Origin of the sequence: Microbispora sp. H10949 (genome assembly GCF_014161435.1) — a bacterium.
Lineage (GTDB): Bacteria > Actinomycetota > Actinomycetes > Streptosporangiales > Streptosporangiaceae > Microbispora > Microbispora triticiradicis.
Genome location: NZ_JABBWZ010000011.1, coordinates 40,269 through 56,545, shown reverse-complemented (window position 1 = coordinate 56,545; position 16,277 = coordinate 40,269). Strand labels below are relative to the sequence as shown.

Here is a 16,277-nt window from a genome sequence, read left to right as displayed (position 1 = left end):
TCAACGGCGCTCTCCGATCAGGTCGAGGAACACGTCCTCCAGGCGCGGGCCGGCGCCGTTGGCGGTGGTGGCGGTGCCGAGCAGGTCGCCGACCGGTCCGGCCGACACCAGCCGCCCGCGATGCATGACGACCACGTGGGTGCAGGTCTGCTCGACCTCCGCGAGCAGGTGGCTGGAGACGATGACCGTGCGCCCCCGTTCGGCGTACGCCCTGAGCACCCGGCGCATCTCGGCGATCTGCGGCGGGTCGAGGCCGTTCGTCGGCTCGTCGAGCACGAGCAGGTCGGGGAGGCCGAGCATGGCCTGCGCGATGGCCAGGCGCTGCCGCATGCCCTGGGAGTAGGTGCGCACCGCGCGGCCCAGGGCCGCGCCGAGCCCGGCGATCTCCAGCGCCTCCTCCAGGTGGGCGTCCTGAGGCGGACGGCCGGTGGCCCGCCAGTACAGCTCCAGGTTGGCCCGCCCGGACAGGTGCGGCAGGAACCCCGGCCCCTCGACGAACGACCCCAGCCGGGACAGCACGGGCGCCCCCGGCGCCACGCGGGTGCCGAAGATCCGGATCTCGCCCTCGTCGGGATGGATGAGACCCATCAGCATGCGCATGGTGGTCGTCTTGCCCGCGCCGTTCGGCCCGAGCAGGCCGAGCACCTGCCCCTTCTCGACCCGGAACGACAGGCCGTCGACCGCCTTCTCGCCGTTGCGGTAACGCTTGACCAGCCCGCTGATCACCAGGGGCACCTCGGCCGGCCCGGCGTCTGCGGCCCGGTCGCCGGTAGGGGCCGGGTCGCGCCTCGCGGCCCGGCCGGTCAGCAGGAGGACGGCCGCGATCAGGATCGCCGCGAGCGGCATGGCCCACGTCCACCAGGCGGGGCCGGTGGCGGGCGTCCGCAGCGCCGCGAACCCCGGGACCTCCAGCGCCGGGGACTCCAGCCCGATCCGGTAGACGGCGGGGGCGGCGGGTGTCGCGTAGCCGAGGTCGGTGGTCGACACCACCACCCGCATCCGGTGCCCGGCGTCGAAGCGCCTGTCGACGGCCGGGAGCGTCACCGTGACCGGCGTGCCCGCCTCGCTCGCGGTCACCCGCAGCGGCGCGACGAGGCCGGACGGCAGCACCGGGAGCGACCCCCCGGAGACGTCGTAGAGCTTGGCGAACAGCGTGGCCTCGCCCGTGCCGTAGACCCTGATCCGGACGGCCGGGCTGCCGGTGACCTGGGTGGGCCGGGCCAGCGGGGCGGACTCGAAGACGGCCGCCTGGCCCGGCATGTCCAGCGCGACCGACACGCCGCCTCCGCCACCTCCGCCGGCGCCGCCGAGCAGCCCGCCGAGGCCGGGCACCGCCGAGATCGACGCCGGCGACCCGCCCGCGGGGTTGGCGACCGGCTGGGCGGCGCCGTGCAGAGCGATCGTGGTGCGTTCTCCACCCGCCAGGCCGGGGTATCGGCCCGCGGTCGCGTGCAGGAGCACGGGGCGGCGGGTGCCCGGGTCGCGTCCGCCGTCCCGGGTCACGGTGAACGCGGCCGAGGCGGCGTCGGCGGGGGAGCCGGACCGCTTGAGATAGCGGTCGAACCAGCCCGCCGTCCGGTCGGACAGCCAGTCCGCCTCGCCGTCGCCGCCGTCGTGGCCGCCGTTGAACCAGGCCACCTCCACGGGAGCGCCGGTCGCGGCGATGGCCCGGGCGTTGGCGTCGGCGTGGGAGAGGGGGAACAGCGAGTCGCGCTGGCCCTGCACGAGAAGCGTCGGCACCTTGATCCGGCCGGGCACGGAGATCGGGCTCGACCGCCGGAGGAGGTCGACCGCCTCCTTGGTGGCCCTGCCGGTCTCGGCCACCTTCTGGTACATCGCGCAGATCTCCGGCCGGAACCGCCCGCACTGGACCTGCTCCGCCTCCCCGCCCCCCGACGTGCCGCCCGGCCCGGTCCGCTGCCCGGACCCCTGGCCGGTCTGCGGGGCGGCCGTGTCCCCGGGCCTCGCGGTGGCCGCACCGGCCTCCGGCGAGGGCGCGCCGGGCCCCTGCTCGCCGGTGCCCGGTGCCCGGCCGCCGCTGCCGGCGGCGGCGCCCGCGAGGCCGGCGAGACCCCCGGCTCCGAGCCCCCCGGCGCCGAGGCCGCCGTCCGGGGCCAGCCGGTCGGCGGCGGCGCTGAAGAAGATGCCGGCCCACATCTTCTTGAACACGCCGTTGGCCGGCCCGGCGCCCGAGGCGTCGGGGAAGAGCGCGTCGGCGAGGTCGTACCAGGTGATCTGGGGCACGATCGCGTCGACCCGGCTGTCGTAGGCCGCCGCCATCAGCGCGATCGCCCCGCCGTACGAGCCGCCGGCGATGCCGACGCGCGGGTCGCCGGGGGCGTCGAGACGCACCTCGGGCCGCGCGGCGAGCCAGTCGACCAGCCCCCGCACGTCCTTGACCTCGTAGTCGGGGGAGTTGAGCGCGATCTGACCCGTCGAGCGGCCGAACCCGCGGGCCGACCAGGTCAGCACGGCGTAACCGCGCCCGGCGAGCCGCTCCGCCTGCTCGCGCATGCTGTCCTTGCTGCCGCCGAAGCCGTGGGCGAGCAGCACGGCGGGGGCCCTGCCGCCGGAGGCGGGGGGATAGAAGGTGGCGTCGAGATCGACGCGCTGGTCGCCCGAAGGCCCGTCGACGACGGGGATGGCGAGATCGCGCCCCTGCACCGCCGGGCCGGAGGGCCACAGGGCCCACGCCACCCCTCCGGCCACCAGGATGACCAGCGTGACCACGATCGCGAGGGCACGCCGCCCACCCGGAAACGTCATATCGCGATGCTACTTGTCGCACCTGAGAGCGGGCTGAGGAGCCCGCCGCGCCTGTGGACAACCGGCCCGCGACACCGGGCGCGGCCTCCCTCGGCATACGAATCGTGATGATGCATCGGGGTAATCCCTGATTGCGCCTGACCTTGGGGGACGGCATCATTTCGCGCGTGAACGGAACGCCGCTGAAGCAAGTCCCCACGCGCGTGGTCGAGTGGGCCCTTCCCTACTGGACCCGGGGGGAGGCGGGCAGGCAGACCCCGTCCGACCTGTTCCGGGTGCTCTACGCTGGCTGGCTCGCGGCGTTCGTCCTCAAGGTGCTCGGGTCGAGCTGGGACGTGTCGTGGCACTTCAGGTGGCTGCGCGACGACCTGGCCCCGCCGCATCTGCTCAACACCGTCGGCACGGCGATCGCCGTCGCGCTGACCATCGTGCACTGGTACACCGGTTACGGGGTGGACCGCGCGTCCTCCCGCCTGATCGTGTGGGGCACCGGCGTCTTCCTCATCGCCATCCCGCTCGACCTGATCAACCACCGGGTCAACGGCATCGACATCACCGCCTGGAGCCCCTCTCACGCGCTGCTGTTCGTCGGCACCGCGCTGATGCTCGCGGGTGTGATCCGCGGCTGGTACCTCGGCTCGGGCCGCTACGCCGAGATCTCCGGCGGGCGGCGCGCCCTGGTGCTCGGCGGCCTGTTCGCGTTCTTCCTGGAGAACGCGCACTTCCCGGAGCAGCACCAGGAGTACGGCGTGCTGGAGCTGGCCTCGTGGGACCGCGGCCAGCCGTACGCCGAGCCGACGCTGCTGAACTTCGCGGCCGACCAGATGGGCCGCGCCGTGGACCGCGCGATGGTGCTCAAGTTCTCGCTGCCCGTGCCCGACGCCGTCTACTCCGTCTACGCCGGCGTGTTCGGCGTCGCGATCCTGGTCTTCGCCCGGGTCATGACAGGCCGCCGCCTCACCGCCACCACGATCACCGCGGGGTACCTCGCCTACCGCTGCCTGATCTGGCCGCTGCTCGTCGGCGGCGGGTTCCCGCCGTCGGCGATCCCGTTCTTCTTCCTGCTCGCCGGGATCGGCGTCGACCTGGCCTTCCTGGTGCCGATCCGGCTCCTGCGCCCGCTCGCGGGCGGGGTGCTCGCCACCGTCGGCGTGTACGGAGGCCTGATGGCGCAGGACCGCCTGCTGGAGGCCCCGCCGTACGCGCCGGAGGCCTGGCCGTACGCGCTCGCCGGGCTGGTGGTCGTGTGGTACGCCGTCGAGTGGTTCGCCGGGCGCAAGGGGCTGACGGCCGCCGACGCGGAGGCCAGGGACGCCCGGGAGAGGGCGGCGGACTCCGGGTCGCCCGTCTCCACGTCGCCGGTCTGAGGACGTTCAGGCGACGGGCGTCCGGGTCAGCGCGACCGCGACGCCGAACGCGAGGCCCATCACCGTGACTTCGAGGGCCGCCCAGGCGGCGAACGCCGTGGGCTCACGCCGCGCGATCGCCGGCAGCAGCCGCCAGCGGATGTTCGCCCCCAGCAGCGCGATCACGCCGGTGAGCACCGCCTTGGCGATGACCAGCCAGCCGTACCGGGTGGTCACGAGCGACCCGGGCAGGGTCTCGCCGGGCGAGAGCGCGAGCTCGACCAGGCCGTTGAAGAGCCCGGAGAGCCCCACCACGAGCAGGGCGTAGGTCGCCAGCCGGGAGAACCTGGGCAGCGTGGGGGCGAGCAGGTCGCGGTCGCGCGGGAGCAGCACGCCGAGCGCGACCAGGCCGCCCACCCAGGCGCACGCGCCGATGACGTGCAGCTCCATCGACACCATGCTGAGGTCGTGCCAGTACCAGTTCGACGCGTGCCCGGTCACCGGCAGCGGCAGCAGCCCGAACCCGGCGACGAGCACCCGCAGCTCGGCGGGCACCTTCTCGCCGAAGCGCACCGCGAGCATCCCCACGGCGGCGCTGGCCAGGGCGCACGACGCGCTCACGATCATGCCCTGCCCCGAGCCGATGCCGTCCACGTACGCCGCGACGTCCGGCGCCCCTCCCGGCATGATCTCGGCGGCGCCGAGCACGGCCGACAGCAGGGCAGCCGCGCACCAGACGAGGGAGAAGGCCACGGCCCAGTGCCGTGCCCTGGCGGCGACGGGCTCCGTCCGGTCCGGATCGTCGAAGCCGAGCAGCTTGGGCAGCAGACTCAGGCCGAGGGCGGCGGTGGCGGCCAGGTCGAGGACGACCCGGACGACCGGCAGGCCGTACTCCACGACCGCGCCCGGCATCGGAATGCCCGGCGCCGCCCCCGGACGGGTGAGCCACGTCGCGGTCACGACGGCGAGGACGGCCGCCACGGTCAGCCCCGCGACCGGGATCCGGGTCCTGGCGGGCGTGGCGCGGCGGTCCGTGGTGGCGGGCCGCTCCGTGGTCGCGGTCATCCGGCCTCCCCGGCGGCGGAGTGGCCCGGCGCGGCGCTCGCCACGCGGCGGTCGTGCCGGAAGAGGACGAGGGCGGACAGCGCCAGCAGCGCCGCGGTGAAGATCAGCAGCCCCCAGACCCAGCCTCCGCCGCCCTGGCCGCCCGCCGCCGCGGAAAGCCCGGTGCCGGGCTTCGGGTCCACCGTCTCCACGGCGACCACTTCGGTGTTCACGTAGCCGGTCGGCAGGGTGAACCGGAGGGTGCCGGTGACCGGATGGCCGTCGTTCGACACGATGCGGTAGCCGACGGCGTACGACCCGGCGGGGACGGTGAACGCCTTTCCCGGGGCGGCCGGTGGTCGCACCGCGATCGAGATGCTCCCGCCTTCGACGGTGACATCGCCGTCCTCGTAGTGCCCGCCGTCCGGTCCGGTGACGGCGATCCGGGCGAAGTCCGCACGCACCGCCTGGTCGAACGTGAGCGTGACGGTGCGGGGCAAACTGTCGAGTACGGCGCCGTCCTTGGGGTCGCTGGACACCAGGACGTTGTGCGCGCTCGCGGGTGTCGCGACCAGCGTGACGGCGAGCAGGGCGAGCACGGGCCACACGAGCAGGGCGAGCGCAGGAGACGCCAGGCGGGCGAGTACCCGCGACATGGGCCGAGCGGGCGGGGGCGGCGGCACGAGCCGCGCGGGCATCCGCGACACAAGCCGTGCCGGCGTGGGCGGGGCGGTTCGTCCAGCCGTACGCCGGCCACCGCGCGGGGCCGGGGCGTCGTGGCACGTCGGGGTGCGTGCGACCTGGTCCACCTGCCTTGCCTTCCTTTTGCCGGGCACCGACCCTGACATGGTCCCACTGATCGCGTGCCCGGAACGCCCCGGGCGGGGCGCGTACGGCCGGGCCGTTGTTGAGCGCGGGCCGGGCGGAGGCCAGCATGGGGGGCACGGTCACCGGCCCCATCGTCACGACCGCGAGAAGGAGAAGCCTCTTGACCCCCCAGCCCTCGTCATGCGAGTCCCAGCGCGACCCGGCCCGGAGCGAAGCGTCGACGCCGCGCTCGTCATGGGTGACGATCATCGTCATCTATCTGGCCGGGGTCGCCGCGGCGACGAGCCTCGGCAAGTTCTCCTCGGTGGGGCCGCAGATGACGGCGCAGCTCGGGCTGTCGCTGTCCCAACTGGGCTGGGTGATCTCGGCGGTGGTCGCGCTCGGAGCCGTCGCCGGGCTGCCGGCCGGTTACCTGGTCCGCCGGTTCGGCGCGGCGAGGTCCCTGGTCGTCGCTCTCGTGCTGATGGTGGCGGCGAGCGCGCTCAGCGCGGCCGCCGGAAACCTCGCCTGGCTGCTGACGTCCCGCGTCGCCGAGAGCGCGGGCTACCTGCTGGTCTCCATCACCTGCCCGGCGCTGATCCTCCGTCTCGCGCACGAGCGGGATCGAGGGGTCGCCCTGTCCATCTGGGCGACGTTCGTCCCGGTGGGCATCGGACTGAGCACCCTCGCGGGAGGCGCCGCCGGCGCCGCCCTCGGCTGGCGCGGCTGGGTCCTGCTGCTCGCCGGGTTGACGCTGGTCATGACGCTGATCGTCCGGGCGCGGCTGCCGTGGACGTCCGCTCCCGAGACGGCGGCCGGGTCCGTGCCCGGCGCGCGGGCGCTGGCGTGGCCCGCGCTGCTCACCGTGGCCTTCTGCCTGATGGTCCTGGTGACCATCCCGGTGATCGTGCTGCTGCCGACGCTGCTGATCGAGCAGCACGGGCGGTCGGCCGCCGTCGCCGGAGCCCTGACCTCGGCGATCTCGCTGGTCGGGGTGCCGGGAGGGCTGGCCGTGGGACTCCTGCTCCGCCGGAGGGTCCCGCTCGGGGTGCTGGCGGCGTCCGGACTGCTGGTCGTGCCGGCCGCCTGGCTCACCTACGACAGCGAAGGGTCGCTGGCCGCCGCGGTGACGGGCGCGGGAGTGATCTCGCTGGAGAACGGGCTGCTCGGCGCCCTCGTCTTCGCCGCCCTCCCGCAGGTGCTGGAGCGGCTCGACCACGCCGACGTGGGCAACGGCCTGGTGACCCAGATGGGCAGCCTCGGATCGCTACTCGGTCCTCCGCTGTTCGGCCTCGTCGCCGGCGCCTCCGGGTACGGCGCCGCCGTGCCGGTCATCGTGGCGGGCATGGTGGCCTCGGTCGGGATCATGCTGCTGGTGACCCGGCACGTGAGCGGGCGGGCGCGGCGGGCCGCGCCGGAGATCGGCTGAGCCGCGGGCCCGTCAGGCCAGCAGCCAGCCGTACAGCCAGGCGAGGAACGCCATGCCGGTCAGAGCGGGCACGATCTTCGCGGCGCCGGCGGTGAGCCGGAACGCCTCGATCACCGACAGCACGGTGCAGACGATCGCGAGCAGGCCGAACCAGGCCAGCGCCGGAGGCACCCCGATCGCCAGCACGACGGGATCGGTGATCGCCGAGAGGCTGAGCGCCGACAGCGCGCCGAGCACGACACCCGCGAGGCCCGCGAGCACGCTCAGCCCGCCGCCGCGGCGGCGCAGGAGGGAGACCAGCCCCACGAGCAGCTGTACGGCGGCCACGAGGAGGAACGCCGCGGGTATCGCGAGCGGAGCGGGCGACCGCAGCATGCGGTACACCGAGGAGGTGAGGAGGAGATCGCCCGGCCGGACCATCGCGTACGGCGCGACGCCGGGGTCGCAGGGCCGGGCGGCCGAGGCCGGGTCGGCCAGGAACGCGGCGATCGTCCGGCGGCCGCACTCGCTCGACAGGAAGACCGCGTGCCCGACGCCGTCGAACTCGGCGAACCGGGCGCCCGGCACCGCCGACACCGCTTCACGGGCGGCCTCCGGCGGCGTGGTCGGGTCGTAACGCCCGCCAAGCGCCAGGATCGGCACCCCGCCCCCGGCCGTCGTCTTCCCGGCTGTCCTGCGCCTGGCGGCCGCGCTCCCGGCCGTCGCGCGCCCGGTCGCCCTGCCCTCGGCTGTCGCGCCCGTGGTTGCCGTGCCCGTGGTTGCCGTGCTTTCGGCCGCTGCGTGCCCTGCGAACGCGTTCCTGGTCGCGTTGCCCCCGGCCCTCGCGGTTCCGGCATTCGTGCGCCCGGCCGTCCTGCCCTCGGCTGTCGCGCTCCTGGCCGTCGTGTGCCCGGTCGTCGTGCCCCGGGTGTCCGCGGTCGCGGAGCGCCCGGCGATGGTGGCGTCCGCGCCGACGGCGGTGACCGCCGGGTCGGGGGTCAGGGCGTCGGGTTCGGTGCGGGAGGCCGGGAGCCCCCACGCGCCGCACACCGCGGCGTCGACGACACCGGTGAACAGCCGCGGGTGCGCGGAGCCGGGGAAGGAGTTGCCCGGCGTCTCGTCCTGGCACTGGACCGCGTAGTACAGGCCCCACTCGTGCGAGGTGAGCCCGTCGCCGGCCTGGTCGACCAGGGGTTGCAGCAGCTCGGTGCGCCCCGCGGCCAGCCCGTCGACGAGAGCCGGCATGACCGGGATCACGTCCGTCTCGTGCAGGGCCTCACCCAGGATCGTGGCCACGTCGTCCCCGTTGAGCCACACGGTCAGCCGCTTGCGGGTCAGCGGGTCCCGGGTCTCGTACGCGGCCGGATGGGCGTTGAGCGCGGCCACCATGGTGTCGAACCGGCTGGTGAGCCCAAGCTTCGCCATGGTGGCCGTGAGCGAGCCGGGGGACTCGTCGTACCACCGGGCGCGCGGGGGGAGGAGGGAGTCGAGCACGATCCCTCGGCTGCCCTGGGGATCGAGCGCCGCCGCCCGCAGCATCGGGCGGGTCGAGTAGCTGACGCCGAACAGGTACCACCGCCGGTAGCCGAGCGCGGACCGCAGGTCGACGATGTCGGCCGCGATCTCGGCGGTCCGGTAGCCGCGCAGGTCGACGTGCTCGCTCTCCAGCCGGGACTGGCAGGCCGCCGCCCGCCGTACGACCGCCGCCGTCTCGTCCGCGGTCGGGCCGGGGGTGCGCAGGGTGTCCACGATCCCCTCGACGATCTCCGGGCAGCTCAGGCGTGGCTCGGAGTAGCGCCCCCCGCGCTGCTCCAGCACGATCACGTCGCGGCCGGGAAGCATCTGCGTCAGCAGCCCGGTGAGCTGGAGAGAGGCGGAGCCGGGGCCACCGCTCATGTAGACGACCGGGTCGGCGTCCTGCGCGCCCGCCTGCCCTGTGACCTGCCCTGGCGCCTCTCCTCCGGCGCGGTGCACGGCGTAACCGACCTTGATCGTCCTGCTGTTGGGGACGTCACGCCGCTCGGGCACCAGGAGATAACCACACGTCGTGCCGGCGGGAACGGTGACCGGGCAGGGCCGCTCCTCGACGGGCGCCGTGGCGGACGCCCCGGCGGCCGTCGCACCGGCCGCCGTCGCGGCCCCGGGCCGGCCGGACACCGGCGCCGCCAGGGCCGCCGACCCCGGACCTTCCATCAGCATGAGGGCCGCGACGAATGCCGCGACGGCCGCTCCGCGCAAACTACGCAACCGTCAGCCCCGTCCCGCGAACCCGGCGATATCGGCAGAAACCTTAGCGTGTCCGTTGGTCATCCCGCCCACATTCGCCACATGCGCCGCCGGTCGGACGATCACCGAAACGCCCGCCGGCTCCCTGTCCGGGAAAGCGGATGACCGGGAGGAGGCCGGAGCGCGAGAATGCGCCCCATGTCCCAGGCGACACTGCGTACGGGCCGGATCGAACTCGTCCCGCTGTCCGACGAGCACCTCGAAGACGAGATCGAACTGGACGCCGACCCCGAGGTCATGCGTTACATCACCGGCCGTGCCCGCGACCGCGCGGAGGTCGAGGCGCTCCACCGCCGGAGACTCGCCGCCGCGGAGCGCGTCGCCGGGCTCGGCTTCTGGGCCGGTCTCGTCGACGGGCGGTTCGTCGGTTGGTGGATCCTGGAGCCGCCCACCCGCGCCGACCAGGGTCCGGTCGAAGGGCAGGCCGAACTCGGCTACCGGCTCCTGCGCCGCCACTGGCGTCAGGGGCTCGCCGGCGAGGGGGCCCGCGAACTGGTGCGGCACGCCTTCGAAGACCTTCGGCTGTCCCGCGTGTTCGCCGAGACGATGGCGGTCAACACCGCCTCCCGCGCGACGATGACCGCGATCGGCATGCGGTACGTCCGTACGTTCCACCCGGACTGGGAGGAACCGCTCCCCGGGAGTCATCTCGGCGAAGTCGAGTACGAGATCACCCGGGAGCAGTGGCTCGCCTCCCGGGCGGCCGGAGCGTAACGGCCCGGCCGAGTCGGCTCCATTTCTCATCGCGGCCTGGCGGTGCTCTCCCTGATCACCAGATCGGTGGACAGCTCGACCCTGCGGGCCTCGGTGTTCTCACCGCGGCCCATGGCCAGCACCATCCGCGCGGCGAGGGCCGCCATCTCCTCCAGAGGCTGGCGTACGGTGGTCAGCGGCGGCCACGCGGAACTGGACAGCGGCAGGTCGTCGAAGCCGACCACGCTGAGGTCCTCCGGCACCCGCAGGCCGCGCTGGCGCGCGGCCTCGAACACGCCGAACGCCTGCATGTCGCTGCCCGCGAAGATTGCGGTCGGGGGAGTCTCCAGCGAGAGCAGCGAGTGGCCGTGGTCGTGGCCCGAGTTGACCAGGAAGTCGCCGTACCGGATGAGCTCGGGGTCGATGGACACCCCCGCGGTCTCCAGCGCGGCCCGGTAGCCGTCGATCCTGGCCCGGCTGCAGAGCATGTCGGGCGGGCCGCCGATCATGCCGATCCGGGTGTGGCCGAGGTCGAGGAGGTGACGCGTGGCCGCCAGGCCGCCGTGCCAGTTGGTCGCGCCGACCGACGCCACCCCCGGCGGCGGCTCGCCCTCGGGATCGACGACGACGAACGGGATCGAACGCGCGCTGAGCTGGCCCTGCTGACGCACGGAGAGGCGTGAGCTGACGATGATGACGCCGTCGGTCCGCCGCGCCGCGATGCGCTCCAGCCAGTCGCGGCCGGGTCCCGCATGGGTGTGCAGCACCGAGATCACCACGCTCGCCGCGGCCTCGTGCGCGGCCTGCTCGGCCCCGCGCACCAGTTCCATGGCCCACGGGCTCTCGATCTCGGCGAACACCAGGTCAAGTAAACCGACCGGGCCGTCGCCCTGCCCGGTCCTGCGCTGGTAGCCGTGCTTCTGCAGGAGGCGCTCCACCCGCTGGCGGGTCTCCGGCGCCACCTCGGGACGGCCGTTGATCACCTTGGACACGGTCGGAACGGAGACCCCGGCCTCCTCCGCTATCTGGGCGATGGTCACCCGCCTTTTCACTGGCATGGTGCAGATCGTAGCCGAAAGTTTCGGGGGAGCCGTACCGGATACCTCCTGATGGCGCGGATGTCGCAGGTGATCAAGCCCGCGATGCTCTTGACGCTTAACGACCGTATTACATATTCTCCGGTCCGCGAAAACATTCGGATATCAGCCGAAACTTTTCAAAAGCGGACAGAGGAGAGGCAGGCCCGTCGCCCCTCCGGCCACGCCACTGGTTTCGAGGTTTAGGAGAATCGATGACGCTGCTGCGCGTGTCCGGATCCCGGCTGGTGAACGAGACGGGTGACACGGTCCGGCTCCGGGGGGTCGGCCTGGGCGGCTGGCTCAACATGGAGAACTTCATCACCGGCTACTCGGCCAACGAGTCCTCGATGCGCGCGGCGGTCCGCGGGGTGCTCGGCGAGGAACGCTACGAGCTGTTCTTCGACCGTTTCCTGACCTCGTTCTTCACCGAGGCCGACGCCGACCTCCTGCGCGACATGGGCGTCAACTGCGTACGCATCCCGGTGAACTACCGCCACTTCGAGTCGGACGACCGACCGATGGAGATCATCGAGCGGGGGTTCCACCACCTCGACCGGGTCGTCGCGATGCTCGGCGAGCGCGGCGTCTACAGCGTCATCGACCTCCACGCGCTCCCCGGGGCGCAGAACCAGCACTGGCACTCCGACAACCCCACCCATGTCGCCTCATTCTGGCAGCAGCGGCACTTTCAGGATCGGGCGGTCCACCTCTGGGAGGCGGTGGCCGACCACTACAAGGACAATCCGTGGGTGGCCGGCTACAACCCGGTCAACGAGCCGGGCGATCCGAGCGGCCAGGTGGTCGGCCCCTTCTACGACCGGCTGGTCAAGGCGCTGCGCGCCGTCGACCCCGCCCACGTGCTCTTCCTGGACGGCAACACCTACTCGACGGACTTCTCGGTGTTCCGGGAGGTGTACGAGAACACGGTGTTCGTCTGCCACGACTACGCCCTTGCCGGTTTCGCCCACGGCGGGCCGTACCCCGGCTACACCCGGGGCGAGTGGTGCGACCGCGAGGAGCTGGAGCGCACCTTCGCCCGCCGCACCGCGTTCCAGCGCGAGACGGGCACCCCGATCTGGGTCGGCGAGTTCGGGCCCGTCTACACCGGCGACCCCACGGTGGACGAGCAGCGCTACCGGATCCTCAGCGACCAGCTGGAGATCTTCGACGCCCACGGGGCCGGCTGGTCCATCTGGACCTACAAGGACGTCGGCCTGCAGGGCCTCGTCTGCGCCGGCGGGACGTACATGGAGCGGTTCGGGCCGTTCATCGCGAAGAAGAAGCGTCTCGGCGCCGACCGGTGGGGCTCCACGATGGAGGAGACGGCCAACGAGCTCGCGCCGCTGCACCGCCTGATCGACACCGAGTTCCCCTCCTGGACCCCCTACCCCTGGGGCGCCCGCTACCAGACCGACGACCTCATCCGGCACATCCTGATCGCGCAGGCGCTGCTGCCCGAGTACGCCGAGCTGTTCGGCGGGCTGGACGACGACGAACTGGTCGCGCTCGCGGACTCCTTCGCCCTGTCCGCCTGCACCAGGCGGGAGCCGCTCATCCAGCTCCTCGGTGACAACCTGTCCGCGGGCTAGCCGACGAACTCGGGAAGGGGCACGTTCCCGAATTCCCGCCTCGGCGCAGGCCGGCGGGATACAGTGCGGCAAGGCCACGCGTCTGTGACCTTCTTGAACGGCCCTTACTCGCCTACTGTCGAAGCGAGGGGATGGCGAACTGGGAGCCCGCGTGCCTGGAACCTGCGACGTCGTGATCATCGGTGGTGGCGTGATCGGCTGTGCGATCGCGCACCGGCTCGCCGCGCGGGGCACGAAGGTCGCGGTCGTCGACTCGGGCCAGCGGCTCGGGCTCGGCGCCTCCGACGCCGCCATGGGCGGCATCCTCACTCAGACGGAGCCGTCCTGTCTCGGCCCGCTCAGCGTCGTCATCAAGCGCAGCCGGGACATCTACCCCCGGTGGCTGGAGGAGGTCGCGGCCGCCTCGGGCCTCACGGTCCCGGTGCTGGAGGGCGGCGACATACAGGTCGCCCTCGACGAGGCCGAGATGGAGCGCCTGGAGTCCGAGGTCCTGCCCGAGTGGAAGAACTCGCCATTCCAGGTCGTGCGCCTGACCGCCGCCGACGCGAGAGACCTGGAGCCCCTGCTGAGCGATCGGGTGGTCGGGGGGTTCCTGCTGCCGCAGGAGCTCGCGCTCGACCCCCGCGTGCTGATGGCCTCGCTGGGCCGCGCGGTGCTGGAGCACCCGGGGATCCGCGTGCACAACCAGGCGCACGCCACCGCCCTGCGCTCCACGCCGGGCGGCGTCGAGGTGGACCTGCACGACGGCCGCCGGCTGCGCGCGGAGACGGCCGTGGTCGCCGCCGGGCACCTGAGCGGGGTGTTCCTGCCCCGCCTCCGCGAGCACCTGTTCCCGATCAAGGGCGTGGCGTTCGACCTGCGGCCTCCCGGCGCCACCACCTACCCCCTGCGCCACCACGTCTTCGCGGAGTTCACCGACGGCGAGCGGGAGTACTTCCCCTACCTCGTGCCGCGGCACGACGGCCGGGTGGCCGCGGGCGTCACCTACGAGGAGAACGTCGGTGACGTGACGGTGACCGCCGAGGCGATCGAGGAGATCCGGCAGGGGGTCGCCACCCTCATGCCGGAGGCGGCGACCTGGCCGATCGGCCGGCGCTGGGCCGGCCTGCGGCCCGGCAGCGCCGACCACCGGCCCATCCTCGGCCAGGTGGACGACCACGGCAGGATCGTCGCCGCCACCGGCCACAGCGGCCTCGGCGTCACCCTCGCCCCCGTCACGGCCGAGCTGGTTACGGCACTTGTCACCGGGGAGGTGGGCGCGCCGGAGCGGAGACTGCTCGACGTGTGCAGGCCCGACCGCCCCTTCCCGCCCGCGCCGCCGGTGCCTGCTCCTCCGGTGCCTACGCCGCCGGCGTCGCCGCCTGCCACAGTTCGCTGAACCGCTCCACGCGTTCCCGCACCCTCTCCTGGTCCCGTACGAGGATCGTGCTGTGGATCACCGGCGCGATGTCGTCGCCGAGCTGGGGGGCGGGGTTGGACTCGTAGTAGACGACCCCGTCGAACAGGATGAAGTCCGACAGCGAGCCGCGTAGCAGGGGCGGCGCGTCGGTCAGCAGGAGCGTGCGGACCTCGATCCCGACGCCGGCCTGCCACTTCCACACCCTGCGGAACGCGTCGGAGTCGAGTCGTTCGGAACGATCCATGACGAACACGCGGCGCACCCGCACCCCGCGCTGGACGAGATCGCGCTGGAGCTTGACGTAGCGCTGCCCGAGATCGGTGTGCCAGAAGCCGCCGGCGAACTCGATGTCGCGGGCGTCCACGCTGGTCAGGCTGATCGCGTCCAGGCTGACCTGGGTGTTCTTGGCGAGCGCGAGCAGCCAGTCGCGGTCCTCGCCCTCGTAGAGGGCGTACCTGCCGTCGGTCAGCTCGCCGAGGAACTTCGCCATCCGGCTGATCTCGTGGTGCACCAGGAGCTTGACGAGGTCGGGCATGTCGTCGCGGATCTTGGTGGCGTTCCGCACCAGCTCGGCCACGCCCCTGGTGTGCAACGACGACATCTCCATCAGGCCGAAGAGCTTGCTCGCCTCGTTGATCCTGGTGAAGCTGTCGGCCACGAGGGTGTGGGTCTTCGAGTGCTGCCTGCTCTGCTCCTTCCGTACGGTCTGCAGCTGGTCGTCCACGTCGACCAGGAACTGCACGACGAAGGCGACGCCGCTGATGAACGTCGCGAGCAGCAGGCTCCACAGGTCCTCGTTCGGGCCGTGGATGAGCGCGTTGCTCACCAGATAGCTGACGCCGCCCACGAGCACGGTCACGAGCGCCTTGCGCACGATCCTCGGCACGAGCGTGGGGGGCGGCTCCGGTTCCGCTCCGGTCACGGTCACCTCCCTCCGGTTTCGGCGTTCGCGCTGAGCAGGGCGAGGGTGTGCACCGCCAACTGGTCGCGGACGCGGTCGACCAGCGACCGCCACTGGCGGCTGAAGCCCGGCCGCCGCTCCAGGCTCTCCCAGAACGGCGTCAGCCGCTCCTCGACCCGGGCGGCGGGCATCCACAGGTGCAGCAGATGGTCGACGGCGGGCGACAGCCGCGCCGCCACCTCGGCCGCCGGGGTCGCGCCGACGCGCGCCCGCTCGACGACGACCAGCAGCGAGGTGAGCAGCCAGTCGTGCACCGCCAGGTCCTCGCAGAGGTCCACCACCGCGGGCGTGAACGGGCCCGGATGCGTCAGGCGCAGCGTGCGCTCCTGCTCGGTGTGCAGGGTGAAGGCGATCGACGGCTCGCCGGTCTCCGCCACCCATCGCAGGATCGTCCGCGGCATCCTGAAGGGCGCCCGCCGGTTCAGCAGCGGGGACGTCTGGACGAGGTCGAGGAAGCGGCCGGTGACCGCCGTCAGGTCGAGGCAGCCGTGGAGGCGCGGGGCGCCCTCGCCGACGAACCCCTCGGCGATGTCGGCCGCCCTGGCCTTGCCCAGGACCTCGATGACGCCCGGCCGCGCCAGGTAGTGCGACCAGGGCAGCCGCCGGTCGGTCTCCGAGCGCGCCAGCCGGACGTACGACGAGCCCTGGGCCACCCGGCCCCCGGTCACCGCGCAGCGGGACACGACGGTGCCGACGCCCCTGATCCGCGAGCCGGAGGCGGCGGGCAGCACGCAGTCCACTCCGGTCAGCCGGTCGGGCGACAGCGCGTGGACGATGGGGCGGCGGGACACTCGCACGGTCTCCCCGGTCATCAGCCCGAGCACCTGACGGCACGCCGGTTCGGAGATCTCCCCGGAGTTCTGCAGCAGCCCGGTGTGGACCTCCCCCATCACCAGCAT

The 16,277-nt window shown here is 73.2% G+C and carries 12 protein-coding genes; 5 read left to right on the top strand and 7 right to left on the bottom strand.

The window, feature by feature from the left end:
- The gene (locus tag HHX40_RS26880) at positions 1–2,766 is read right to left on the bottom strand and encodes an alpha/beta fold hydrolase (protein ID WP_182882815.1); all 2,766 of its coding nucleotides are present in this window, start codon (positions 2,764–2,766) and stop codon (positions 1–3) included.
- A gap of 167 nt (positions 2,767–2,933) precedes the next feature.
- Here HHX40_RS26880 and HHX40_RS26875 point away from each other — a divergent pair, with 167 nt between their 5' ends.
- Complete coding sequence (locus HHX40_RS26875) at positions 2,934–4,133, top strand: hypothetical protein (protein ID WP_310738303.1); 1,200 nt, start codon at positions 2,934–2,936, stop codon at positions 4,131–4,133.
- Positions 4,134–4,139: 6 nt separating this feature from the next.
- On the opposite strand, the gene HHX40_RS26870 is transcribed toward HHX40_RS26875, so the two are convergent.
- Together HHX40_RS26870 and HHX40_RS26865 are read right to left on the bottom strand one after the other, a co-directional pair.
- Positions 4,140–5,177: a copper resistance D family protein gene (locus HHX40_RS26870; protein ID WP_182882814.1), complete on the bottom strand. Its 1,038-nt coding sequence runs from the start codon at positions 5,175–5,177 to the stop codon at positions 4,140–4,142.
- The gene (locus HHX40_RS26865) at positions 5,174–5,812 is read right to left on the bottom strand and encodes a copper resistance CopC family protein (protein WP_182882813.1); all 639 of its coding nucleotides are present in this window, start codon (positions 5,810–5,812) and stop codon (positions 5,174–5,176) included. The genes HHX40_RS26870 and HHX40_RS26865 overlap by 4 nt, the downstream gene beginning before the upstream one ends.
- 332 nt (positions 5,813–6,144) lie before the next feature.
- Between HHX40_RS26865 and HHX40_RS26860 the strand changes: the two genes are divergently transcribed.
- Positions 6,145–7,392 carry a CynX/NimT family MFS transporter gene (locus tag HHX40_RS26860; RefSeq protein WP_167521649.1) on the top strand — a complete coding sequence of 416 codons (1,248 nt, stop codon included), beginning with the start codon at positions 6,145–6,147 and terminating at the stop codon, positions 7,390–7,392.
- 12 nt (positions 7,393–7,404) lie between these two features.
- On the opposite strand, the gene HHX40_RS26855 is transcribed toward HHX40_RS26860, so the two are convergent.
- Positions 7,405–9,618: an alpha/beta fold hydrolase gene (locus HHX40_RS26855; protein WP_182882812.1), complete on the bottom strand. Its 2,214-nt coding sequence runs from the start codon at positions 9,616–9,618 to the stop codon at positions 7,405–7,407.
- 177 nt (positions 9,619–9,795) lie between these two features.
- On the opposite strand from HHX40_RS26855, the gene HHX40_RS26850 reads away from it, so the two are divergent.
- Positions 9,796–10,371 (top strand): GNAT family N-acetyltransferase, encoded by a 576-nt coding sequence (locus tag HHX40_RS26850; protein ID WP_182882811.1) that lies wholly within the window; start codon positions 9,796–9,798, stop codon positions 10,369–10,371.
- A gap of 26 nt (positions 10,372–10,397) precedes the next feature.
- Here the strand turns inward: HHX40_RS26850 and HHX40_RS26845 are convergent, their stop codons facing one another.
- Entirely contained in the window at positions 10,398–11,408 is a 1,011-nt protein-coding gene (locus tag HHX40_RS26845) for a LacI family DNA-binding transcriptional regulator (protein WP_117408596.1), read from the bottom strand.
- 233 nt (positions 11,409–11,641) lie between these two features.
- On the opposite strand from HHX40_RS26845, the gene HHX40_RS26840 reads away from it, so the two are divergent.
- Together HHX40_RS26840 and HHX40_RS26835 are read left to right on the top strand one after the other, a co-directional pair.
- Positions 11,642–13,018, top strand: a complete 1,377-nt coding sequence (locus HHX40_RS26840; RefSeq protein WP_182882810.1) for a glycoside hydrolase family 5 protein — start codon at positions 11,642–11,644, stop codon at positions 13,016–13,018.
- 151 nt (positions 13,019–13,169) lie between these two features.
- The gene (locus HHX40_RS26835; protein WP_182882809.1) at positions 13,170–14,396 is read left to right on the top strand and encodes an NAD(P)/FAD-dependent oxidoreductase; all 1,227 of its coding nucleotides are present in this window, start codon (positions 13,170–13,172) and stop codon (positions 14,394–14,396) included.
- On the opposite strand, the gene HHX40_RS26830 is transcribed toward HHX40_RS26835, so the two are convergent.
- Together HHX40_RS26830 and HHX40_RS26825 are read right to left on the bottom strand one after the other, a co-directional pair.
- The gene (locus tag HHX40_RS26830; protein WP_182882808.1) at positions 14,359–15,339 is read right to left on the bottom strand and encodes a phosphatidylserine/phosphatidylglycerophosphate/cardiolipin synthase family protein; all 981 of its coding nucleotides are present in this window, start codon (positions 15,337–15,339) and stop codon (positions 14,359–14,361) included. The genes HHX40_RS26835 and HHX40_RS26830 overlap by 38 nt on opposite strands.
- A 2-nt stretch (positions 15,340–15,341) precedes the next feature.
- The gene (locus tag HHX40_RS26825) at positions 15,342–16,277 is read right to left on the bottom strand and encodes an SCO2521 family protein (protein ID WP_117408600.1); all 936 of its coding nucleotides are present in this window, start codon (positions 16,275–16,277) and stop codon (positions 15,342–15,344) included.

Bases quoted from the DNA above. Each gene is read 5' to 3' on its own strand.
- HHX40_RS26880 (WP_182882815.1), bottom strand. From the start codon at position 2,766: ATGACGTTTCCGGGTGGGCGGCGTGCCCTCGCGATCGTGGTCACGCTG.
- HHX40_RS26870 (WP_182882814.1), bottom strand. From the start codon at position 5,177: ATGACCGCGACCACGGAGCGGCCCGCCACCACGGACCGCCGCGCCACG.
- HHX40_RS26865 (WP_182882813.1), bottom strand. From the start codon at position 5,812: ATGTCGCGGGTACTCGCCCGCCTGGCGTCTCCTGCGCTCGCCCTGCTC.
- HHX40_RS26850 (WP_182882811.1), top strand. From the start codon at position 9,796: ATGTCCCAGGCGACACTGCGTACGGGCCGGATCGAACTCGTCCCGCTG.
- HHX40_RS26845 (WP_117408596.1), bottom strand. From the start codon at position 11,408: ATGCCAGTGAAAAGGCGGGTGACCATCGCCCAGATAGCGGAGGAGGCC.
- HHX40_RS26840 (WP_182882810.1), top strand. From the start codon at position 11,642: ATGACGCTGCTGCGCGTGTCCGGATCCCGGCTGGTGAACGAGACGGGT.
- HHX40_RS26825 (WP_117408600.1), bottom strand. From the start codon at position 16,277: ATGCTGGTGATGGGGGAGGTCCACACCGGGCTGCTGCAGAACTCCGGG.